Consider the following 20,247-nt stretch of genomic DNA (forward strand, 5'->3'; position numbering starts at 1 on the left):
CCGTACAACCCCGTGGAGTGATGGCATGGCCGACGTAAACAAGGTCGTTCTCGCGTATTCCGGCGGCCTGGACACTTCGGTGATCCTCAAGTGGCTGCAGGATACTTATAACTGTGAAGTGGTGACCTTCACCGCTGACCTGGGTCAGGGCGAAGAGGTCGAACCTGCACGTGCCAAGGCGCAAGCCATGGGCGTGAAAGAGATCTACATTGACGACCTGCGCGAAGAGTTCGTCCGCGATTTCGTTTTCCCGATGTTTCGCGCCAACACTGTCTACGAAGGCGAGTACCTGCTGGGTACTTCCATCGCACGTCCGCTGATCGCCAAGCGCCTGATCGAAATCGCCAACGAAACCGGCGCCGACGCCATTTCCCATGGCGCCACCGGCAAGGGCAACGACCAGGTGCGTTTCGAACTGGGCGCCTACGCCTTGAAGCCAGGCGTAAAAGTGATTGCTCCGTGGCGTGAATGGGACCTGCTGTCCCGTGAAAAGCTGATGGACTACGCCGAAAAGCACGCGATCCCGATCGAGCGTCACGGCAAGAAGAAGTCCCCGTACTCGATGGACGCCAACTTGCTGCACATCTCCTATGAAGGCGGCGTGCTGGAAGACACCTGGACCGAGCACGAAGAAGACATGTGGAAATGGACCGTCTCCCCGGAGAACGCTCCTGACAAGGCCCAGTACCTGGAACTGACCTACCGCAACGGCGACATCGTCGCGCTGGACGGCGTCGAAATGACCCCGGCCACCGTACTGGCGACCTTGAACCGTATCGGTGGCGAACACGGTATCGGCCGCCTCGACATCGTCGAGAACCGTTACGTGGGCATGAAGTCCCGTGGTTGCTACGAAACTCCGGGCGGCACCATCATGCTGCGCGCTCACCGCGCCATTGAGTCCATCACCCTGGACCGTGAAGTGGCTCACCTCAAAGACGAGTTGATGCCCAAGTACGCCAGCCTGATCTACACCGGCTACTGGTGGAGCCCTGAGCGTCTGATGCTGCAACAGATGATCGACGCTTCCCAGGTCCACGTGAACGGCGTTGTGCGCCTGAAGCTGTACAAGGGCAACGTGATCGTGACCGGTCGCAAGTCCGATGAGTCGTTGTTCGACGCCAACATCGCCACTTTTGAAGAAGATGGCGGCGCCTACAACCAGGCAGACGCGGCAGGCTTCATCAAGCTGAACGCGTTGCGCATGCGCATTGCGGCCAACAAAGGTCGCAAGTTGTTCTGAGTGTTGTAAGTTGCAATGAAAAATGGCCCCTCAAGGGGCCATTTTTTTTGGTTGAAAATACATCCGGAATCATCGGGCGCGCGCCTGTGTTTATTGTTCGCTTCGAAAAAGTTCAGGTACTCCAGGAGATGATCTGGAGTGTTTATATTTTTACGGGGGCAATGTTTATTAATTTCGCTCGATAAGTGATGCATTGTTGAAAGTGAGATTTTTTCTTGTAGGCAGGAACTATGTACTACAGAAAATTCACTCAGAAATGTACCGCGAATATGTCAGATGCTGACATGCCTGTAGGATTTATGGAGCGTTAGTAATTATGTCGAATGGAACTTTTAAAAACCCGGTTTCCCTCCGGGTTCACAGGTCTTCTGACAGCGCACAAGGGGCATTTCCTGAAACTTGTGTACGGCGCGTTTACCCGGGCCCGCGTAATCCTGGGAATTTTCACTCAAAATATGTTTGTGCTCGGAAAGTTCTGAAAGCCCCAACAAAACTGGATAGCTCCGATCTGGCGTTTTTTTGTAGGTTAAATCCTATGTCTTTGTGGGTTAGGTCTCTGCTTGCTGTTGCTTGGGGGGGAGCGCTATGCCAAGCGAGAAACGACTAGGCTATTGTGCTTGCTCTTAATAATTCGAACAGCGAAATTGGACTTGCCCATGAATAAAGTGCTGATCGTGGATGATCATCCCGTCATTCGTCTTGCTGTACGTATGCTAATGGAACGTCATAGTTATGAGGTCGTTGCCGAGACCGATAACGGTGTCGATGCCTTGCAACTTGCGCGCGAGCATATGCCGGACATTGTCATACTGGATATTGGAATTCCCAAACTCGATGGCCTGGAAGTTATATGCCGGCTGTCATCAACCAAACAGGCACATCCCTTCAAGGTGCTGGTGCTGACGTCCCAGGCGCCCGGGCATTTCTCGATGCGGTGCATGCAGGCGGGTGCTGCCGGCTACGTGTGCAAGCAACAGGATCTCACCGAGCTGTTGAGCGCGGTCAAGGCGGTGCTGTGCGGGTACAGCTACTTCCCCAACCAGGCGTTGAACTCGGTGCGCTCCACAATGGGTAACGCCAGCGAAGCGGACATGGTCGAGCGCCTGTCCGGCCGGGAGATGATGGTGTTGCAGCAGTTGGCCCGCGGCAAGACCAACAAGGAGATCGCCGATGGCATGTTCCTGAGCAACAAGACTGTGAGCACCTACAAGACCCGCTTGCTGCTCAAGCTCAACGCCCGCTCGCTGGTGGACTTGATCGAGCTGGCCCAGCGAAACGGCCTGGTGTAGGCCGGCCTCACATTTACATCCAGTCAGAAAAAAGCCTCCGCAAGGGAGGCTTCTGTTTATCGTTGGATCGATTAGAGATCGAAGTCGTAATCGGCCAACTGTTTTTGCAAGCGCCGCTCTTCCAGAAGGTTGTCGATGGTGCGGCGTTTGCTCAAATTGGTCTTGGCCACCTCTACCGGTGCTTCTGCTGCATCATCGTCGGATTCAGCGCCAACAACGTCGTCTTCTACATCCAGTTGTTCTTTGCCAGTGCTCATAAGGTTAACTCCAGGCTAAGACTGCCGTTGGCGCTCCTTATAACGATAATCTCGGGCCTGGTAAAAAAGATTTTTTCAATCGACTCATCGATAAAAGCAATGATGGCTCAATCGTCGGAAGTCTTTTCCTTGTATTCGCACAGGTCTTCGATGCGGCAGCTGCCACAGCGCGGCTTGCGGGCTTGGCAGACATAGCGTCCGTGAAGGATCAACCAGTGATGCGAGTCCAGCAGATACGGCTTGGGCACGAACTTCATCAGCTGTTTTTCCACTTCCACCACATTTTTTCCGCGGGCAATACCGGTTCGGTTGCTGACCCGAAAGATGTGCGTGTCCACCGCCATGGTCAATTGGCGAAATGCCGTATTGAGCACCACATTGGCGGTTTTTCGGCCAACACCCGGAAGGGCTTCCAGGGCTTCGCGCGTTTGCGGTACTTCGCTGCCGTACAGTTCCACCAGTAGCCGGCAGGTCTCGATGACATTCTTCGCCTTGCTGTTGTACAGGCCGATGGTCTTGATGTATTCGGACAACCCCTCAACCCCCAGCGCGTAGATCGCCTCCGGGGTGTTCGCCACCGGATACAATTTAGCGGTGGCCTTGTTGACGCCGACGTCTGTGGACTGGGCCGAGAGAATCACGGCGATCAGCAACTCGAACGGCGAGGAGTAGGCCAGTTCGGTTTTCGGTTCCGGGTTGTCTTCGTGAAGCCGACGGAAAATTTCCAGGCGTTTTGCGGCGTTCATGGGGCGAGCGGTTCCTTGCGGACAGTCAGTGTGGTTACGAAAAACGGGCCCAATAACCCAAGCAGGATAAACGCGGCGTGCACCGGCAGTACACGCTTCATCACGTGGGGCCGGTGCTCAAGGGGTTCAGGTGCGGGCATCAGCCACCACCAGTGCTGCAAGCGCCTGCTCTGCCGTTTCGAAGTGCTGTTGCAGAATGATCAACTGCGACTGCTGTTCAAAGGTCGGCGGGTGGCCGAAAGCTTTCAGGGATTTGTGCAATTGGGCGCGGCTCATGGCCAGGTTGATCTTGGCCTTCTTCAAGGCGGCGTCCATGGCCGCGGCTTTTTGTGCACGAACCCGCTCAATGGCCGCCTGGACCGGGTTGACCGTGGCCGCAGCTACCGGGGCGGCGCGCTTGGAGCGTGCCTGGCGTTCGGCAAGTTTCTGTTCCTCTTCGCGTTGCAGCCGCGCGTTGCGCTGTTCAAACCGTCGCCGGGCCCGGTCGCGCTTGAGGCTGCGTGCCTCGCGTTCATGATCATTGGAGGCCAGCCCGCCGACAATCGGTACCACGGTGCTCAACGGACGCATTTCGATGCAATCAACCGGGCAGGGTGCTACACACAGGTCGCAACCCGTGCACTCGTCGACAATCACCGTGTGCATCAATTTGGCAGCACCGACGATAGCGTCCACCGGGCAGGCCTGGATGCATTTGGTACAGCCGATGCACTCCGCTTCACGGATAAACGCGATCTGTGCGGGCGCTTCCCCTCGAGATGTGTCCAACTCCAGCACCGGGAGCTTCAACAGCTGCGCCAGGCCTGCGATGGTTTCCTGGCCGCCCGGAGGGCACTTGTTGATCGCCTCGCCTTGGGCAATGCCTTCTGCGTAGGGCTTGCAGCCAGGATGCCCACATTTGCCACACTGGGTTTGCGGCAGCAGGGCGTCGATACGTTGAATCAGGCTCATGGTTTGATCATTGCGTTGGAACCCGGAAAAGCCACAGCCAACAACGGGCCGACAGCAAACAGAATCCGATTATCCGGCAAGCGAGGAGGGGGTACTAGCTGAAACCGCCCCATGGCCGAGACCATGAGGCAGTTAGCCATTGTTACTTGATGCGCTGACCCGGCTTGGCGCCGCTGTCCGGGCTCAACAGGTAGATCTCTTCACCGCCAGGGCCGGCCGCCATCACCATGCCTTCGGAGATACCGAACTTCATTTTCCGCGGCTTGAGGTTGGCGATCATCATGGTCAGGCGACCATCGAGCTTGGATGGGTCCGGATAGGCGCTCTTGATCCCCGAGAACACGTTGCGTTGTTCATCACCGATGTCCAGGGTCAGGCGCAGCAGCTTGTCGGCGCCTTCCACGGCTTCGGCCTTGAGGATCAGGGCCACCCGCAAGTCCACCGCAGCGAAGGCGTCGAAGTCGATTTCCGGCGACAACGGATCTTTCGCCAGTTCGCCATTGCCCGCAGGTGCAGCGTCGCCGGTATCGGTCTTGCTGGCCTCGAGGTCTTCTTTCGATGCGTCGGTCATGGCCTGCACTTTTACCGGGTCGATACGGGTCATCAGCGGCTTGAACTCATTCAACTGATGGTTGCCGAGCAGTGTCGCGTGGTCATTCCAGGTCAGCGGCGGCACATTGAGGAACGCCTCGGCGTCGGCTGCCAGCAATGGCAATACCGGCTTGAGGAAGATCACCAACTGACGAAACAGGTTGACGCCCGTGGCGCAGATCGCCTGGACTTCAGCCTGCTTGCCTTCCTGCTTGTTCAGCGACCACGGCGCCTTGTCGGCGATCCAGGCGTTGGCGCGGTCGGCCAGGCCCATGATTTCGCGCATGGCCCGGGCAAAGTCGCGAGCTTCATAGGCATCGGCGATGCTCGGCGCGGCGGCCAGGAATGCATCGGTCAACTCAGGTGCGGCATTTTCAGCCACCAGCACCCCGGCGTTGCCCTTGTGGATAAACCCGGCGCAACGGCTGGCGATGTTGACGACCTTGCCCACCAGGTCCGAGTTGACCTTCTGTACGAAGTCTTCCAGGTTCAGGTCCAGGTCGTCGACACCACGGCCCAGCTTGGAGGCGTAGTAGTAGCGCAGGTATTCCGGCGACAGGTGGTCCAGGTAGGTGCGCGCCTTGATAAAGGTGCCACGGGACTTGGACATCTTCTGGCCGTTGACCGTCAGGTAACCGTGCACGGCAATGCCGGTTGGCTTGCGATAGCCCGAGCCTTCAAGCATTGCAGGCCAGAACAGCGCGTGGAAGTTGACGATGTCCTTGCCGATGAAGTGGTACAGCTCGGCCGTGGAGTCCTTGTTCCAGAACGCGTCGAAGTCCAGCTCCGGCGTGCGGTCGCACAGGTTCTTGAAGCTGGCCATGTAGCCGATCGGCGCGTCCAGCCACACGTAGAAGTACTTGCCTGGCTCGCCCGGGATCTCAAAGCCGAAGTACGGCGCATCGCGGGAGATGTCCCACTGTTGCAGGCCGGCGTCCAGCCATTCGGCGATCTTGTTCGCCACGGCGTCCTGCAGGGTGCCGCTGCGGGTCCAGGTTTGCAGCATCTGCTGGAAATCCGGGAGCTTGAAGAAGAAGTGCTGGGAATCCTTGAGTACCGGGGTGGCGCCGGAGATGGCCGACTTCGGATCCTTCAAGTCGGTGGGCGCGTAAGTGGCGCCGCATTTCTCGCAGTTGTCGCCGTACTGGTCCTCAGTGCCGCATTTCGGGCAGGTGCCCTTGATGAAGCGATCGGCCAGGAACATTTTCTTTTCCGGGTCGAAATACTGGGTGATCGAACGCGTGGCAATGTGCCCGGCGTCCTTGAGGCGCAGGTAGATCTGGCTCGACAGCTCGCGGTTTTCGTCGGAGTGGGTCGAGTGGAAGTTATCGAAATCCACCAGGAACTCGGCAAAGTCGGCGCTGTGTTCAGCCTGGACATTGGCGATCAGTTGTTCCGGGGTGATCCCTTCCTTCTCGGCGCGCAACATGATGGCCGAACCGTGGGCGTCGTCCGCGCAGACATAAATGCATTGATTGCCGCGATGCTTCTGGAAGCGCACCCACATATCGGTCTGGATGTACTCAAGCATATGGCCAAGGTGGATGGAACCATTGGCATAGGGCAGGGCGCTGGTGACGAGGATCTTGCGTGGCTCGGACATGGGGCTCGGCTACTTGATGAAACGGAGGTCGGCCACTATAAAGCGCCGGGAAATTTATTTCACCCCGTGCGGCTGTTTCCGGATTTTCCCGCAGGCCGAAAGCGTGCCGCTGGGGCGCTGGAACGGTTAGGATAGCCGCCTGTTTTAGTCAGTCTTTTTTCGGGAGTAGCCCATGAGCGCCGTCAATCGCGCAGCGGTGGAAGCCGTTCTTCGCCAGTACACCGACCCCTACCTGAACCAGGACCCGGTCAGCGCCGGGTGCGTACGCGCCATCGACGTGCAGGGTGACAAGGTTTTGGTCCAGCTTGAGCTGGGCTACGCCGCAGGCCTGTTCAAGAGCGGCTGGGCGCAGATGCTGCAAATGGCCATCGAAGGCCTGGACGGCGTCAGCTCGGCCAGGGTCGACATCCAGTGCGTGATCGCCCCGCACAAGGCCCAGGCGCAGATTCCGGGCCTGGCCAACGTCAAGAACGTGGTGGCCGTGGCTTCCGGCAAGGGCGGCGTGGGCAAATCCACCACCGCCGCCAACCTGGCCCTGGCCCTGGCCCGGGAAGGCGCGCGGGTCGGGATTCTCGACGCCGACATCTATGGCCCGAGCCAGGGCGTGATGTTTGGCATCCCGGAAGGCACGCGGCCGAAGATCAAGGACCAGAAATGGTTCGTGCCGATCGAGTCCCATGGCGTGGAAGTCATGTCCATGGCCTTCCTGACCGACGACAACACACCGATGGTCTGGCGCGGCCCGATGGTATCCGGTGCGTTGCTGCAACTGGTCACCCAGACCGACTGGGGCAACCTGGACTACCTGGTGATCGATATGCCGCCCGGCACCGGCGATATCCAACTGACCCTGGCGCAGAAAGTGCCGGTGGCCGGTGCGGTGATCGTCACCACGCCTCAGGACCTGGCGCTGCTGGATGCCCGCAAGGGGGTGGAGATGTTCCGCAAGGTCAACATCCCGGTGCTGGGCGTCGTGGAAAACATGGCGGTGCACATCTGCTCCAACTGCGGCCACGCCGAGCATCTGTTCGGTGAAGGCGGCGGCGAGAAGCTCGCGACCCAGTACGGCGTTGAACTGCTGGCGTCGTTGCCGCTGTCCATGGGGATTCGTGAGCAGGCTGATGGCGGCAAGCCAACGGTCGTTGCCGAGCCCGATGGCCAGATTGCCATGGTCTACCAGGAGCTGGCGCGCCACGTAGGCGCGCGAATCGTCCTGCAGGAAGCAGAGGCCCAGGCGATGCCGACGATTACTGTCAGCGACGACTGATCCACCGGATGGGAAAAAAGCCTCGACCTTGTCGGGGCTTTTTCTTGCCTGATGAACAGCAACGAGGCGTTTTTTACTCTTTTACGTAATTGCTGGTGTAAGCATTCACTTACTTTTTCGTAAGCGTTTGGGTTTTTTCGTCGGCGGGGGCGTCTTGAATTGACTACCTATATTTCTATCTTATTGAAATATAAGGATTATTTATTCTCGTTTGAGCGCGTAAATCGAAAACCCGGCGGGTTGGATCCCGTTGAACTTCCCCGTGAACTCTCTAAGATCAGCCCTGTGTCCACGGATTGACACAGTCATCAAGGAACGATGATTCAGGGAACCTCGCAGGATGCGATTCATCAGGACGATGAAAAGGAACACAGGGACTAGGGAAAAAATGTGGGCGGGTCATACCGCCCCTTTTTTTTGCCTGTAGAAAAGTGAAACCCTGCCCCGCAGAAATGCAAAAAGGCCCGCAAGGGGCCTTTTGGAGGGCATCGACGCTATCAGCGTTCGAGGTCGGCAATCTTGCCTTTTTTGCCATCCCACTCTGCCGCATCCGGCATCGGGTCTTTGCGCTCAGTGATATTCGGCCAGATTTCCGCCAGCTCGACGTTCAACTGAATAAATTCCTGCATCTCTGCCGGGACTTCGTCCTCGGAGAAAATAGCGACGGCCGGGCATTCTGGTTCACACAGCGCGCAGTCAATGCACTCGTCCGGGTGGATGACCAGGAAATTCGGGCCTTCGTAGAAGCAGTCCACCGGACACACTTCTACGCAGTCGGTGTACTTGCACTTGATGCAGTTGTCGGTGACGACGAAGGTCATTTCTAATTTTCTCCTCAGGCGGCGGCAGCGAAACCCTTTGTGGCAGGGCTCGCGAGGTTTGGGAGCGATAGTCTGCAGGCCAGGCTAAAAGCCCGCAGCATCCCAAACCGCGCGAGAGTCTACCAGCTTGCAAGCGTCTGCGTTATATCCGAGTCTTCAGTGCATATAACATTTCGAGCGCTTTTCGCGGCGTCAAGTCATCCAGGTCAAGCTTAGCCAACTCATCCAGTACCGGATGAGGCAGGCTGGCGAACATGTCGCTCTGGTGCGGCGCGCTCGGTTTGTTGCTGGCCTTGGCCGGGCTGGCCACGGGAATCTCATGGGGCAGCGCGGTTTCTTCCAGGCGGCTCAGGTGCTCGCGAGCACGGGTAATCACCTCGGCCGGCACCCCCGCCAGTTGCGCCACGGCCAGGCCGTAACTCTGGCTTGCCGGGCCGGGCAGCACGTGGTGCAGGAACACGATGCGCTCGTTGTGCTCGGTGGCATTGAGGTGCACGTTGGCTACCAACGGCTCGTTTTCCGGCAGCACGGTCAGTTCGAAGTAGTGCGTCGCGAACAGCGTATATGCCCGCAGGTGCGCCAAACGTTCGGCCGCCGCCCACGCCAGGGACAGCCCGTCGAAGGTGCTGGTGCCGCGGCCCACTTCGTCCATCAGCACCAGGCTGCGTTCGGTGGCGTTGTGCAGGATGTTGGCGGTTTCGCTCATTTCCACCATAAAGGTCGAACGGCCGCCGGCCAGGTCATCGCTGGAACCGATCCGGGTGAAGATGCGGTCCACCAGTGACAATTCGCAGCTTGCCGCCGGCACGAAGCTGCCGATATGCGCCAGCAGCACGATCAACGCGGTCTGACGCATGTAGGTGGATTTACCGCCCATGTTCGGACCGGTGATCACCAGCATGCGGGTGTCGTCGTCCAGCGACAGGTCGTTGGCGACGAACGGCGTGGTCAACACCTGCTCAACCACCGGGTGGCGACCTTGCACGATGCGCATGCACGGCTCGCTGACAAAGCGCGGGCAGTTCAGGTCAAGGTTCAGGGCACGCTCGGCCAGGTTGCTCAGTACATCCAGCTCGGCCAGGGCGGCGGCGGTGTCCTGCAACGGCGCCAGCTTGTCGATCAGGCTTTCGAGCAAGGCTTCGTAGAGCATTTTCTCCCGGGCCAGGGCGCGGCTTTTGGCCGACAGCGCCTTGTCTTCGAATTCTTTAAGCTCCGGAGTGATAAAGCGCTCGGCACCCTTGAGGGTCTGGCGGCGCTGGTAATCGATCGGCGCCTGCTCGGCCTGCTTGCTTGGCAACTCGATAAAGTAGCCGTGCACGCGGTTGTAGCCGACTTTCAGGTTGGCCAGGCCGGTGCGGGCTTTTTCACGGGCTTCCAGGTCAATCAGGAACTGCCCGGCGTTCTCGCTCAGGGATTGCAGCTCATCCAGCTCGGTGTCGTAACCGGTCTTCAACACGCCACCGTCACGGATGATCGCGGGCGGGTTGTCGATGATGGCTTTTTCCAGCAGCGCCGCCAGTTCCGGGTAGGTGCCGGTGGTGACTGCCAGCTGCTGCAGGTGCGGTGCTTCCAGTTCGGTCATCGCCGCTTGCAGTTGCGGCAGGGCGCCGAGGGCATCGCGCAGGCGTGCCAGGTCGCGAGGCCGCGCGTTACGCAGGCCGATCCGCGCCAGGATCCGCTCGATATCGCCGATTTCCTTGAGCTGCGGTTGCAGCTTTTCAAAGCGGTAGCGGTCGAGCAGGCAGGTAATAGAGGTCTGGCGGGCTTGCAGCACGGTCAAATCCCGCAGCGGGCGGTTCAACCAGCGGGTGAGCAAGCGGCTGCCCATGGCGGTCTGGCAACGGTCGACCACCGATTGCAGGGTGTTGTCGCGCCCGCCGGCGAGGTTGGTGTCCAGTTCCAGGTTGCGACGGCTGGCGCCATCCAGCACCACGGTGTCGTCCAGGCGTTCATGACGCAGGCTGCGCAAATGCGGCAGGGCAGTGCGCTGGGTTTCCTTGGCATAGCTGAGCAGGCAACCGGCGGCGCCGATGGCCAGGGTCAGGGTTTCGCAACCGAAGCCCTTGAGGTCTTGCACGGAGAATTGCTGGCACAGGCTTTTCAGCGCCGAATCACGCTCGAAATCCCACGGCGCACGACGCTTGGTCCCACGGCGACGTTCCGCCGGCAGGTCCTTTGGCCAGTCGTCCGGGATCATCAACTCCACCGGATTGACGCGCTCAAGCTCCGCCAGCAGATTCTCCCAGCCCTTGATCTCCAGCACCGTGAAGTTGCCACTGGTGATATCCAGGACTGCCAGGCCGAACAGGCGTTCGTCCCCCAGTACTGCCGCGATCAGGTTGTCGCGACGCTCATCCAGCAGCGCCTCATCACTCACCGTACCCGGCGTGATGATGCGCACCACCTGGCGTTCCACCGGGCCCTTGCTGGTGGCCGGGTCGCCGATCTGCTCACAGATCACCACCGACTCGCCCAGCTTCACCAGCTTGACCAGGTAACCTTCCAACGAATGATATGGAATCCCGCACATCGGAATTGACTGCCCGGCCGACTGCCCGCGCGCGGTCAGGGTGATGTCCAGCAACTTGGCCGCCTTCTTCGCGTCTTCATAGAAGATCTCGTAGAAATCGCCCATGCGGTAGAACATCAACTGATCAGGGTGCTGGTTTTTCAGGCGCCAGTACTGCTGCATCATCGGGGTGTGGGAGGACAGATCGGAAGTGTTTTTACTCATTGGATAGTTGGCAAATTCGTTGAAAGTGATGGGGCAAAGGGGGCGCTTGGCCCAGCATTTTTTGCAATGGGCGCAAGGTTAACACGCGCGGTCGGGGCTTCGCAGTGCACAAACGGTCAGGTCAAATTCGCTGCTCCATGCATTAAATATGCAAATTAGCATTTGCCAAGCATCAAAACTGCCTGCACTATCCGCGTTATGCAAAAACGCAACGTTTCTATCGTCTTAAGAGAGCTGCTGGACCGCGACCGGATCTCCCCCACGGAGCTTCACCGGCGTACCGGCGTGCCTCAATCCACACTGTCCCGGATCCTCAGCGGCAAGATCGTGGATCCGTCGGACAAGCACATCTCGCGCATCGCCGATTACTTTCAGGTCAGTACCGATCAGCTGCGCGGGCGCGCAGGGCTGGTGCCGGCGCGGTCGGACGAGCGTGACCCGATGCATTCGGAACTCAAGGACATAAGCCTGTGGGACGACGAAACACCCGTTAATGATGACGAGGTGTCGATCCCCTTTCTGCGCGAGGTTGAATTGGCTGCTGGATCAGGAAGATTCGTCATCGAGGAAAGCGAGAAGGCCAGCCTGCGATTCGGCAAGCGCAGCCTGCGGCATAACGGTGTGCAGTTCGACCAGGCCAAGTGCGTGACGGTGCGCGGCAACAGTATGTTGCCGGTGCTGCGCGACGGCGCCACCGTAGGTGTCAATGCGGGTAAATGCGGGATTGGTGACATCGTCGATGGCGATCTTTACGCCATCAATCACAACGGCCAGCTACGGGTGAAACAGCTCTATCGCCTGCCTTCCGGGATTCGCCTGCGTAGCTTCAACCGCGATGAACATCCGGACGAGGACTACAGCTTCCAGGAAATCCAGGATGAACAGATCAGCATCCTTGGTCACGTTTTCTGGTGGGGCATGTACGCCCGCTAACCCTTCTGTGTAAGACAAAGCCCGCCAGTGAGCGGGCTTTTTTTTCGTCTGCGTAAAACCACCAAACCCTTTGCCTGCGGGGCTATAAATGCACCTGTGCATTTCTTGCGCAAAAATAAATGCATTTGTGCATTGACTGTATATGCATACATGCATATTCTTCATCTCAAGCCAGCCAAGAAGGCCTGGTGGAGGCGGCAAGGATGCTGCCAAGGAAGACAAGGACGTTACGCAACACCGGCAAGGACGCCATCGAAGCGATGGCAAGGATGCCAGGCAATACCGGCAAGGATGCCGACGCTCTTTAGTTTCAAACCGCTTCAAGAACAGGCAGCGATGAACCGGCCTTAACGGTTCAGAGGGTTGGCAACTGGCCCGGGTGTGCAGCGTAAAGCACCAGAAGCAGTTATCCGGCAGACAGGGATCGTGGTCGGAAAAACATTGAGGAAAGAACCGTACCGCGCCAGTAGCGCCGAAAGTTCGAGGACATCATTACTGAAAAGCCCGGGCAACCGGGCTTTTTGGAATGCCTACCTAGAGAACCCATTCAAATTGAAACAAACACCTACAACCGGCGACCTGCCGGTATCACTCATTCCAGGAGGCGTGACATGACAAACGAGCAGCAAGCGTTGGCGGAAATGCCTATCTGGCTGGTCATCGTATTGGCGGTGATTGGCGGGGTTTCCGGAGAAATGTGGCGCGCCGACAAGGAAGGCGCCCGCGGTTGGTCGCTTATGCGGCGCCTGGCCCTGCGTTCGGGGGCCTGCATGGTGTGCGGGGTATCAGCCCTGATGCTGTGCTACGCCGCCGGCATGTCGATCTGGACGGCCGGCGCCATTGGGTGCCTGACCGCCATGGCCGGCGCCGACGTGGCCATCGGCCTTTATGAACGCTGGGCGGCCAAGCGCATCGGCGTCAACGAAGGCCCTGGCCGGGACCCGCAGTAACCGTTGCAAGGACGCTACTTAAATGACACTTATCGAAAAACCCTCCCAATTGCCCCAGGCCATCAGCGAGGCACTGCGCAGGGCGTTTCCGGAACTTAAGGTCGGCACTCATCAGGACTTTCAGGGCGGCGCGAACGACACCGGCGTGTTGATCACGGTCGAAGGCAATGGGCCGGGCCTTCGCTCCCGCGAGGGGCGCAAGGCCCATGCCCTGGGGATTTCACTCAAGGCCTTGGTGGCCCCGGGTGCCTTGCCCTTTGATGCCTGCGACCTGGCCAGCCAACTGATGGACCTGGTGCTGGATAACCGCTGGAACCTGCCGCAGGCGCAGTGCGACCTGCCGACCAGCATTGTCGCTGCGCCTTCAATACGCACCAGCGCGGAGACGGACTACGACACCTGGACCGTCACCTTCACCCAAACCCTCTATATCGGGCCGCCGTTGCTCAACGATCCCACAGGCAAGCCGCTTTTTGCCTGCACCTGGGACGTGTCGAACATCGACGACCCCGACCAATACAAGCCGCTGGCGGAGTAGCCCATGTTCGACGCGCTGTTACGCATGCAACTGGGGCCGATCGTGGAGCGCCTGGCGGAAATGGAAAGCCAGCTCGAAGACCTGTATCGACGCGCCGAAAGTTTCTGCCGAATCGGCGTGTGCCAGGAGGTCGACGCCGCCAGCAATACCTGCAAGGTCAGCCACGGCGAACTGCTCACCCCGGCGATCCGCTTTTTCAACCCCAGCGCCGGGGCGCAGACGGAAACCCGCATCCCGTCAGTAGGCGAGCAATGTTTGCTGCTCAACTACGGCGCCGGGGAGGGCGGGGCGCAATCGGTGGCCTTGTTCGGCTTGAACAGTGACCGTTTTCCACCGGTCTCCAGCGCTTCGACACTGACCCGGCGCCGCCATCAGGACGGCACCCAAAGCGACTACGACGACGCCAGCCATACCTTCAACTGGGTCAATGGCCCCACCACGTTCACAGGTTCCCGCGAACAGGTCGACATCAAGGTCGGCGCCGCCAGCCTCACGATGAGCGCCCAGGGCGTCACGCTGCAAGTCGGCGGCACCAGCCTGTTGCTGGATGCAGGCGGCGCGCACTTCAGTGGCCCGGTGGTGGACCACCAGGGTCGAGTCATCAGCCCCTGACAAGGACATCCCATGATCGGAATCGATAGAAACACCGGGGCGGCGGTCGATGACTGGCTGCAATTTGTGCAGCGCGCTACCCGAGCGCTGACCACGCCCTTGGGCACTCGCCAGAAGCGCCCGCTGTACGGCTCGATGATCCCGCAGCTGCTCGGGCAAAACCTCGGCGATGACCTGCTGATTCTCGCCCAGAGCCATGCCGCCCAGGCGTTCTACAACCCGCAGAACGGCATCGCCGACTTCGAGCCGCAAGTCATCGTCGCCAACCGCCAGGGCGCCGGCCTGTTGCTGCGCTTCGCCGGCACCTGGAAAAACCGCAAGCAATCCTTCGAGGTGGTGACATGAGCATGCTGATACCCGGCCAGAACCAGCTGGCTGAGCCAGCGATCATTGCCGTCGATGAGTTCGAACCGTTGCTGGCGGAGTTCAAGGCGTTTGTCGTCGATTACGTCGCCACTCGTGCACCAGAAAATGCCGCCAAGCTGAAGGTCAGCCTGGAGAACGAGAGCGAGTTGCTGACGTTGGCGCTGGAAGCTTTTTGCGTTCGCCTGCAAACCCACGAGCGCAAATACAACGCCCGCATCAAGCAGATGCTGGCGTGGTGGGCTACCGGCAGCAACCTCGATGCGCGCCTGGCGGACATGGGCCTTGAGCGCCAGGTGCTCGACCCTGGTGACCCGGCGGCTTTCCCGCCGGTACCGCCAACATTGGAGAGCGACGATGACGCCCGGTTGCGTTATTACCTCGCGCCTCACGCTCCGGCGGCGGGTTCGCGGATGCAGTATCGCCGGGAGGTTTTCACCCTCGGTGAGCGTCCATCGGTGAAAGTGCAAAGTGCTACCCCGGGTGTGGTGACGGTCACTTATACCTTCGACCCGGACGGCTACGCGGCACGGGTCAAGGATGGTAATGGCCGTCGAACCGCGCCCGGCGAAGTGATGGTCACGGTCCTGTCCAGAGACGGGGATGGCACACCTTCTGCTGATCTGCTTGACGGTGTACGTCGGCATTTCGCCCGGCCTGACGTGCGACCGGAAACGGATCTCGTCACGGTGCAGGCGGCTCAGATCCTGCGCTACAAAATCCGCGTGGTGGCCAAGATCAACGCCGGCCCGGATTCCGGGCTCACTCAAGTCGCCGCCCAGAAACTGCTGCAAGACTATGCAGAGTCCTGTCATCGCCTGGAAGGGCGGGTGGACCCGAGCTGGATCGACTACGCCATCCACTCGGCGGGAGCTGCACAACTGCAAATCCTTGAACCGCTGGAGCCGATCGTCACCACGGCATTCCAGGCCCCATATTGCACGGGTGTCGAGGTGGAGGTGCGCACGCTATGAACGAGCCCAAAGGCAGTTTGCTGCCCGCCAACAGTTCGCCGTTGGAGAAGGCGCTGGACCTGGGTTTCGGGCAATTGCTCGATCGGGTGACGCCCCCTTTTCCCGCCCTGATGAACCCGCTGCAGACGCCGGCTGAATTCCTTCCCTACCTGGCCGCTGATCGCGGCGTCAGTGAGTGGGACGCCGCTGCCAGCGAGTCGGAGAAGCGCCTCACCGTGGCCTTGTCCTGGCAAATCCAGCGTCAGGCCGGTACGCCCAAGGCGCTGAGCTACGCCGTCGAATCCCTGGGATTCACCCCCAATATCAGTGCCTGGTATCAACAGCGGCCAACCGGTCTGCCTTACACCTTTGATGTGCAGGCAATCATCGGTCGCAGTTGGTCCAGTGGCGATCACAACCGTTTGATCCGCCGCATCAACGCGGCCAAGAGCGAGCGGGACCTGGCCACCATCACCATCGTGCACGAGACCTCCCAGGGTTTACGTGTTGCTGCAGCCGCTGATCCAGGGTTGAGCATCGGTGATGAGGGCCAGCCCGGGGCGTTGCCCGAAGTGAAGCTGCACGGGGTACTTGCTTGCAGCAGCGTGGCGCACACACCGCTCAGCGATGGCGAGTTGCAGTTGTGCGGCGTACTGCCTGAACTCGGGCTGGCGGCCCGGCTAAACAGTGCCGGGGTTGCCCGGCACTACACCATTAACGACTACGACCTCAGGGCGCAGCCATGACAGATGAAATTACACGCCTGGTGCGCTTCACCTCCAAGGGATTGGATGAAGTGCTGCAGGCAAAGAACCAGGGCTTGAAAGGCGAGATCACCCACATTGGCGCCGGTACTGGCCGCTACAACCCCGACGGCACCGAAGTGGCCCTGCGTGACGAGCGCCAGCGGGTCGCCATTGTGGACTACGAGGATCTGGGCGACCGGCAACTCCGGATGGCCGCGCTGTTTGATGGCGAGGCCGAGTATGAGATCGGCGAGTTTGGTTTTTACCTCGCCAGTGGCACGTTGTTGGCGGTGTATTCCGTGGAGGGGAAGCTGCTCACGTACAAAGCGGCGGCGGCTCGGGTACTGCAGAAGTTCACGTTGGATATTTCGCCGTTGCCGGCGGATAGCGTGACGATTGTGGTGGGGAGCGAGAATTTGAATGTATTGATGGCTGAAGAAATCGCAATCATGGCGGCGGCTTCGGTTGGCAATATGTCCCGCCACGTTGATCTGATGTTGCGGGTTATGCATCTCGAAGCGAAGTAGTTGCACTGACAAAAGTGCTGGAAAGACTAATTGACAGGGAGTTGATGATGGGAATTGAAACGACTATCACGAAAGTGGTGGATGCATGTAACAAGCTGACAGAAACGGTGACTAACCAGATTGGCAAAATTGATGCACGGGTAGAGGCCGCGTCGAGTCAGTTCACTGCGTGGCGTAACGGTGTACAAGCGAAAGACATCAATGGCCGCGCGCTTTACAAGCAGGATATTGACCTAACCGGCTTGTCCACGGACGTGCTTTACCCAGTGTGGTGGAGCATGCCCGGTAACGATGGGGGAGAAACCGAGCTTACTATCTCTCGAATTTTTTCTCGAGATAGCGAAAAGGCGCCCTTTGGTGAGGGTATCTATCATATCGCCGGCTTGAACCTGCAATTGGAAGGTGTTGGTTTTCCATGGAATGGTGATGCCAACTTCCTGTCGATCAAACGAATATCGCAAACCTATCGCGAAACGGTTCGGGGCATCTCGTTTGGCATGATTTGCACGGCTCGTGCCGTTACAGGGCTTAAACCCATGTATGTCGGTTTGGTCGCTGGTCAGCTGACCACGTCCCCACAATTCTCCGGGATGTACCTAAGAGGTGGGTTGAGTTACACGATCACCAAAACGTTTGATTACCCTGTGAGCTTCAGCAAGGTGGATACCGAAGTGATCATGAAAGATGACGTTACGGCTGATTGGGAGGTGCGTTGGGTAGTGAAGCCTTATGCGCTGGCCCAGGCAGATGCCGTGCTTGGGAAGACCTATGAAGAGAAGCGCTTGGCTTATTCCTACGACAACGACACTCGGTATACCGCCAAGGTTTAAGGACTGATCAAATGACTTTGTTTATTGAAAAACTGGAAACCCCCGCTGGTGACGCGCTGATCAACGTACCTGCCAGCGTGCAGACACTTAAAGGTCTTGGCTTTAGTGATGTGGCCGCTCAAGCGCTGATCGAGAAAGCCGCTGCCGCTGCAGCGCTCGCTAGCACTATTGCTGCTCGCCGCTCTGCCTATGTCAGCGAAGCGGACCCGATGTACCTCGAGTGGCAATTCGACGGTACGCCTGAGAAGGAGAAGGAATGGCGAGCCAAAGTGGCCGAAATCAAGGCGCGGTTCCCGTTGCCGGAAGATAAATAATCACCCACCGCGAAAGCGGTTTTTTTTCGCCCGCCCAAAGCCCCTCTCGCAGGGGCTTTGGCGTTTTCCACCCGGAGAATCCCACTCATGTTTAACCGCCAAACCTACACCGTCCTCATTCCATTCCCCACCGGCAACGGCCACTGGTCTACCGCCGGCGAGGAACTGGAACTGCTGGACGTCGAAGCATCCGCCCTGCGCACCGCTGGCCGCCTGGAACTGACCAGCGTCCTCAACTCCACCCCGAAGAAGGCTGACTGATCATGGCTGAGGTTTTGAACTTCGAACATAACGGCATCACCGTGAATGCCACTGAATCCCCCGAGGCCATGGGTGGCCTGGGCGATAACGTCATCGGCCTGGTGGGCACTGCCCCCAACGCCCATGCGTCGATTCCGAAAAACGCCCCGTTCCGCATCAACAGCTTCACCACCCAGGCGCTGCTGGACCCTACCGGCGCTGAAACCGGCACGCTGTTCCACGCCGTTTACCAGATCCTCAAAGTGGTCAAGGTGCCGGTCTACGTTGTGATCGTCGACGAGGGCACCACCCCGGCCGACACCATCAATAACGTAATCGGCGGTGAAGAGCCGGTCACCGGCCGCAAACTGGGCCTCGCCGCCCTGGCCAGCGTCCCCGAAGACCTGACCATCATCGGCGCCCCGGGCTTCACCGGCACCAAGGCCGTGGCCGGCGAATTCGCCTCCTTCGGCAAGCGCATCAAGGCCCGTGTGGTGCTGGACGGCAAGGACGCAACCGTCGCCGATCAGGTGACCTACAGCGGCGAACTGGGCGGTGCCGATCTCGGTTTCGACCGTTGCCTGCTGGTGCACAACATGCCGTCGGTGTACTCCAAGGCCGCGAAGAAAAACGTGTTCCTGGCGCCGTCGTCCCTGGCCATCGCCGCGCTGGCCAAGGTCAAGCAATGGGAAAGCCCGGGCAATCAGGTGACCTTCGCCGAAGACGTGTCCCGCGTGGTTGAGTACAACATCCTCGACACCTCCACCGAAGGCGACCTGCTCAACCGCTACGGCGTGAGCTACTACGCCCGCACTATCCTCGGCGGCTTCTCGCTGCTGGGTAACCGCTCCATCACCGGCAAGTTCATCAGCTACGTGGGCCTGGAAGATGCGATCACCCGCAAGCTGGTCAAGGCCGGCCAGAAAGCCATGGCCAAGAACCTCACCAAGTCGTTCATGGACCAGGAGGTCAAGCGCATCAACGACTGGCTGCAAACCCTGGTGGCCGACGAGACCATTCCAGGCGGCAGCGTGTACCTGCACCCTGAACTGAACAGTGTCGAGAAGTACAAGAACGGAACCTGGTTCATCGTCATCGACTACGGCCGCTACGCGCCGAACGAACACATGATTTATCAACTCAACGCCCGCGATGAAATCATCGAGCAGTTCCTGGAGGACGTTCTCTAATGTTTACCAACCGAATCAGACAGGCCATGGCGGCCACCCTTCAAGGCCTGCCGTTGTCGGCGACGGTCACCTCGTTCGCACCGCCGAAGATCGACTTCGACATGGAACAGATGACCGGCGGACGTTTCATCGCCGAAGAAATGGCCAAGAGCGCCAAAGTGCTCAACGCCACATTGGAGCTGCAAGGTGCGGGTCCGGAAATCATGCTTGCCCTGGGGGTGCGCCTGGGCGATGACATTTTGTTGAACGTGCGTGAAGCCGGCCAGGACCAGGACGGCAAGACTTACTTCACCTACCACACCATCGGCGGCAAGCTGAAAACCCTGACCGAGACAACCCTGAAGATGGGCGATAAACCCGCCCTCACCCTGGAGTTCTCCTGCCGCACCTACAACCGCCTGGAAAACGGCATCCCGGTGATCGACATCGACGTGCGTACCCAGAAGTTTGTGCTTAACGGCGTCGACATCCTCGGCGATGCCCGCCGCGCGGTACTGATGCCTTAAGGCCCCGGGAGCGGGTTTTCCCGCTCCCATACTTCACCAAGGA

Annotated in this window: 21 protein-coding genes and 1 pseudogene; 16 read left to right on the plus strand and 6 right to left on the minus strand. The window is 59.2% G+C overall.

All coding sequences use genetic code 11. From position 1 onward, the window contains the following. Positions 1 to 25: 25 nt before the first annotated feature. Together HX869_RS24240 and HX869_RS24245 are read left to right on the plus strand one after the other, a co-directional pair. Complete coding sequence (locus HX869_RS24240; protein WP_003208700.1) at positions 26 to 1,243, plus strand: argininosuccinate synthase; 1,218 nt, start codon at positions 26 to 28, stop codon at positions 1,241 to 1,243. 656 nt (positions 1,244 to 1,899) lie between these two features. After that, complete coding sequence (locus HX869_RS24245) at positions 1,900 to 2,532, plus strand: response regulator transcription factor (protein ID WP_003208698.1); 633 nt, start codon at positions 1,900 to 1,902, stop codon at positions 2,530 to 2,532. 71 nt (positions 2,533 to 2,603) lie between these two features. Here the strand turns inward: HX869_RS24245 and HX869_RS24250 are convergent, their stop codons facing one another. From HX869_RS24250 to metG, 4 genes and pseudogenes are all read right to left on the minus strand, one after another. Continuing rightward, positions 2,604 to 2,789 (minus strand): PA3496 family putative envelope integrity protein, encoded by a 186-nt coding sequence (locus HX869_RS24250; protein ID WP_003208696.1) that lies wholly within the window; start codon positions 2,787 to 2,789, stop codon positions 2,604 to 2,606. 107 nt (positions 2,790 to 2,896) lie between these two features. After that, positions 2,897 to 3,535, minus strand: a complete 639-nt coding sequence (gene nth, locus HX869_RS24255) for an endonuclease III (protein WP_178903766.1) — start codon at positions 3,533 to 3,535, stop codon at positions 2,897 to 2,899. A 150-nt stretch (positions 3,536 to 3,685) separates the two neighbouring features. Next, positions 3,686 to 4,507, minus strand: a pseudogene (rsxB, locus tag HX869_RS24260) (electron transport complex subunit RsxB); the annotation flags it as partial. 121 nt (positions 4,508 to 4,628) lie between these two features. Next, positions 4,629 to 6,680: a methionine--tRNA ligase gene (gene metG / locus HX869_RS24265; protein WP_003208690.1), complete on the minus strand. Its 2,052-nt coding sequence runs from the start codon at positions 6,678 to 6,680 to the stop codon at positions 4,629 to 4,631. Between the two features lie 172 nt (positions 6,681 to 6,852). Between metG and apbC the strand changes: the two genes are divergently transcribed. Further along, positions 6,853 to 7,947: an iron-sulfur cluster carrier protein ApbC gene (apbC, locus tag HX869_RS24270; RefSeq protein ID WP_178903767.1), complete on the plus strand. Its 1,095-nt coding sequence runs from the start codon at positions 6,853 to 6,855 to the stop codon at positions 7,945 to 7,947. 497 nt (positions 7,948 to 8,444) lie between these two features. On the opposite strand, the gene fdxA is transcribed toward apbC, so the two are convergent. Both fdxA and mutS read right to left on the minus strand, forming a co-directional pair. Next, positions 8,445 to 8,768 carry a ferredoxin FdxA gene (gene fdxA / locus HX869_RS24275; protein ID WP_003208688.1) on the minus strand — a complete coding sequence of 108 codons (324 nt, stop codon included), beginning with the start codon at positions 8,766 to 8,768 and terminating at the stop codon, positions 8,445 to 8,447. Between the two features lie 142 nt (positions 8,769 to 8,910). Beyond that, positions 8,911 to 11,502, minus strand: coding sequence for a DNA mismatch repair protein MutS (gene mutS, locus HX869_RS24280; RefSeq protein WP_178903768.1), 2,592 nt, complete (start codon positions 11,500 to 11,502; stop codon positions 8,911 to 8,913). A 198-nt stretch (positions 11,503 to 11,700) separates the two neighbouring features. Between mutS and HX869_RS24285 the strand changes: the two genes are divergently transcribed. The 13 genes from HX869_RS24285 (at position 11,701) to HX869_RS24345 (ending at position 20,204) form a co-directional block, all read left to right on the plus strand. Beyond that, the gene (locus HX869_RS24285; RefSeq protein ID WP_023659216.1) at positions 11,701 to 12,435 is read left to right on the plus strand and encodes an XRE family transcriptional regulator; all 735 of its coding nucleotides are present in this window, start codon (positions 11,701 to 11,703) and stop codon (positions 12,433 to 12,435) included. Positions 12,436 to 13,046: 611 nt separating this feature from the next. Next, positions 13,047 to 13,385 carry a phage holin family protein gene (locus tag HX869_RS24290; protein ID WP_003208680.1) on the plus strand — a complete coding sequence of 113 codons (339 nt, stop codon included), beginning with the start codon at positions 13,047 to 13,049 and terminating at the stop codon, positions 13,383 to 13,385. 22 nt (positions 13,386 to 13,407) lie between these two features. Continuing rightward, on the plus strand, positions 13,408 to 13,923 hold the full coding sequence (locus HX869_RS24295; RefSeq protein WP_178903769.1) for a hypothetical protein: 516 nt from the start codon (positions 13,408 to 13,410) through the stop codon (positions 13,921 to 13,923). A gap of 3 nt (positions 13,924 to 13,926) precedes the next feature. After that, the gene (locus tag HX869_RS24300; RefSeq protein WP_003208676.1) at positions 13,927 to 14,535 is read left to right on the plus strand and encodes a phage baseplate assembly protein V; all 609 of its coding nucleotides are present in this window, start codon (positions 13,927 to 13,929) and stop codon (positions 14,533 to 14,535) included. Positions 14,536 to 14,547: 12 nt separating this feature from the next. Further along, positions 14,548 to 14,880: a phage baseplate protein gene (locus HX869_RS24305; RefSeq protein ID WP_003208675.1), complete on the plus strand. Its 333-nt coding sequence runs from the start codon at positions 14,548 to 14,550 to the stop codon at positions 14,878 to 14,880. Continuing rightward, entirely contained in the window at positions 14,877 to 15,872 is a 996-nt protein-coding gene (locus tag HX869_RS24310; RefSeq protein WP_177022714.1) for a baseplate J/gp47 family protein, read from the plus strand. The genes HX869_RS24305 and HX869_RS24310 overlap by 4 nt, the downstream gene beginning before the upstream one ends. Continuing rightward, complete coding sequence (locus tag HX869_RS24315) at positions 15,869 to 16,597, plus strand: phage tail protein I (RefSeq protein WP_177081948.1); 729 nt, start codon at positions 15,869 to 15,871, stop codon at positions 16,595 to 16,597. Before HX869_RS24310 ends, HX869_RS24315 begins: the two co-directional genes overlap by 4 nt. Then, on the plus strand, positions 16,594 to 17,124 hold the full coding sequence (locus tag HX869_RS24320; protein ID WP_177019258.1) for a hypothetical protein: 531 nt from the start codon (positions 16,594 to 16,596) through the stop codon (positions 17,122 to 17,124). The genes HX869_RS24315 and HX869_RS24320 overlap by 4 nt, the downstream gene beginning before the upstream one ends. Positions 17,125 to 17,171: 47 nt before the next feature. Then, the gene (locus tag HX869_RS24325; RefSeq protein WP_177041844.1) at positions 17,172 to 17,954 is read left to right on the plus strand and encodes a phage tail protein; all 783 of its coding nucleotides are present in this window, start codon (positions 17,172 to 17,174) and stop codon (positions 17,952 to 17,954) included. A gap of 11 nt (positions 17,955 to 17,965) precedes the next feature. Beyond that, complete coding sequence (locus HX869_RS24330; protein ID WP_177019260.1) at positions 17,966 to 18,268, plus strand: hypothetical protein; 303 nt, start codon at positions 17,966 to 17,968, stop codon at positions 18,266 to 18,268. A gap of 87 nt (positions 18,269 to 18,355) precedes the next feature. Next, the gene (locus HX869_RS24335; protein ID WP_003208665.1) at positions 18,356 to 18,529 is read left to right on the plus strand and encodes a hypothetical protein; all 174 of its coding nucleotides are present in this window, start codon (positions 18,356 to 18,358) and stop codon (positions 18,527 to 18,529) included. A 2-nt stretch (positions 18,530 to 18,531) separates the two neighbouring features. Further along, entirely contained in the window at positions 18,532 to 19,698 is a 1,167-nt protein-coding gene (locus HX869_RS24340; protein ID WP_178903770.1) for a phage tail protein, read from the plus strand. Beyond that, positions 19,698 to 20,204, plus strand: coding sequence for a phage major tail tube protein (locus HX869_RS24345; RefSeq protein ID WP_102604880.1), 507 nt, complete (start codon positions 19,698 to 19,700; stop codon positions 20,202 to 20,204). Before HX869_RS24340 ends, HX869_RS24345 begins: the two co-directional genes overlap by 1 nt. The last annotated feature ends 43 nt before the right edge of the window (positions 20,205 to 20,247 follow it).

Origin of the sequence: Pseudomonas sp. P7779 (assembly GCF_013386315.1) — a bacterium.
Classification (GTDB): Bacteria; Pseudomonadota; Gammaproteobacteria; order Pseudomonadales; family Pseudomonadaceae; genus Aquipseudomonas.

Bases quoted from the DNA above. Each gene is read 5' to 3' on its own strand.
- HX869_RS24240 (WP_003208700.1), top strand. From the start codon at position 26: ATGGCCGACGTAAACAAGGTCGTTCTCGCGTATTCCGGCGGCCTGGAC.
- HX869_RS24245 (WP_003208698.1), top strand. From the start codon at position 1,900: ATGAATAAAGTGCTGATCGTGGATGATCATCCCGTCATTCGTCTTGCT.
- HX869_RS24250 (WP_003208696.1), bottom strand. From the start codon at position 2,789: ATGAGCACTGGCAAAGAACAACTGGATGTAGAAGACGACGTTGTTGGC.
- nth (WP_178903766.1), bottom strand. From the start codon at position 3,535: ATGAACGCCGCAAAACGCCTGGAAATTTTCCGTCGGCTTCACGAAGAC.
- metG (WP_003208690.1), bottom strand. From the start codon at position 6,680: ATGTCCGAGCCACGCAAGATCCTCGTCACCAGCGCCCTGCCCTATGCC.
- apbC (WP_178903767.1), top strand. From the start codon at position 6,853: ATGAGCGCCGTCAATCGCGCAGCGGTGGAAGCCGTTCTTCGCCAGTAC.
- fdxA (WP_003208688.1), bottom strand. From the start codon at position 8,768: ATGACCTTCGTCGTCACCGACAACTGCATCAAGTGCAAGTACACCGAC.
- mutS (WP_178903768.1), bottom strand. From the start codon at position 11,502: ATGAGTAAAAACACTTCCGATCTGTCCTCCCACACCCCGATGATGCAG.
- HX869_RS24285 (WP_023659216.1), top strand. From the start codon at position 11,701: ATGCAAAAACGCAACGTTTCTATCGTCTTAAGAGAGCTGCTGGACCGC.
- HX869_RS24290 (WP_003208680.1), top strand. From the start codon at position 13,047: ATGACAAACGAGCAGCAAGCGTTGGCGGAAATGCCTATCTGGCTGGTC.
- HX869_RS24295 (WP_178903769.1), top strand. From the start codon at position 13,408: ATGACACTTATCGAAAAACCCTCCCAATTGCCCCAGGCCATCAGCGAG.
- HX869_RS24300 (WP_003208676.1), top strand. From the start codon at position 13,927: ATGTTCGACGCGCTGTTACGCATGCAACTGGGGCCGATCGTGGAGCGC.
- HX869_RS24305 (WP_003208675.1), top strand. From the start codon at position 14,548: ATGATCGGAATCGATAGAAACACCGGGGCGGCGGTCGATGACTGGCTG.
- HX869_RS24310 (WP_177022714.1), top strand. From the start codon at position 14,877: ATGAGCATGCTGATACCCGGCCAGAACCAGCTGGCTGAGCCAGCGATC.
- HX869_RS24315 (WP_177081948.1), top strand. From the start codon at position 15,869: ATGAACGAGCCCAAAGGCAGTTTGCTGCCCGCCAACAGTTCGCCGTTG.
- HX869_RS24320 (WP_177019258.1), top strand. From the start codon at position 16,594: ATGACAGATGAAATTACACGCCTGGTGCGCTTCACCTCCAAGGGATTG.
- HX869_RS24325 (WP_177041844.1), top strand. From the start codon at position 17,172: ATGGGAATTGAAACGACTATCACGAAAGTGGTGGATGCATGTAACAAG.
- HX869_RS24330 (WP_177019260.1), top strand. From the start codon at position 17,966: ATGACTTTGTTTATTGAAAAACTGGAAACCCCCGCTGGTGACGCGCTG.
- HX869_RS24335 (WP_003208665.1), top strand. From the start codon at position 18,356: ATGTTTAACCGCCAAACCTACACCGTCCTCATTCCATTCCCCACCGGC.
- HX869_RS24340 (WP_178903770.1), top strand. From the start codon at position 18,532: ATGGCTGAGGTTTTGAACTTCGAACATAACGGCATCACCGTGAATGCC.
- HX869_RS24345 (WP_102604880.1), top strand. From the start codon at position 19,698: ATGTTTACCAACCGAATCAGACAGGCCATGGCGGCCACCCTTCAAGGC.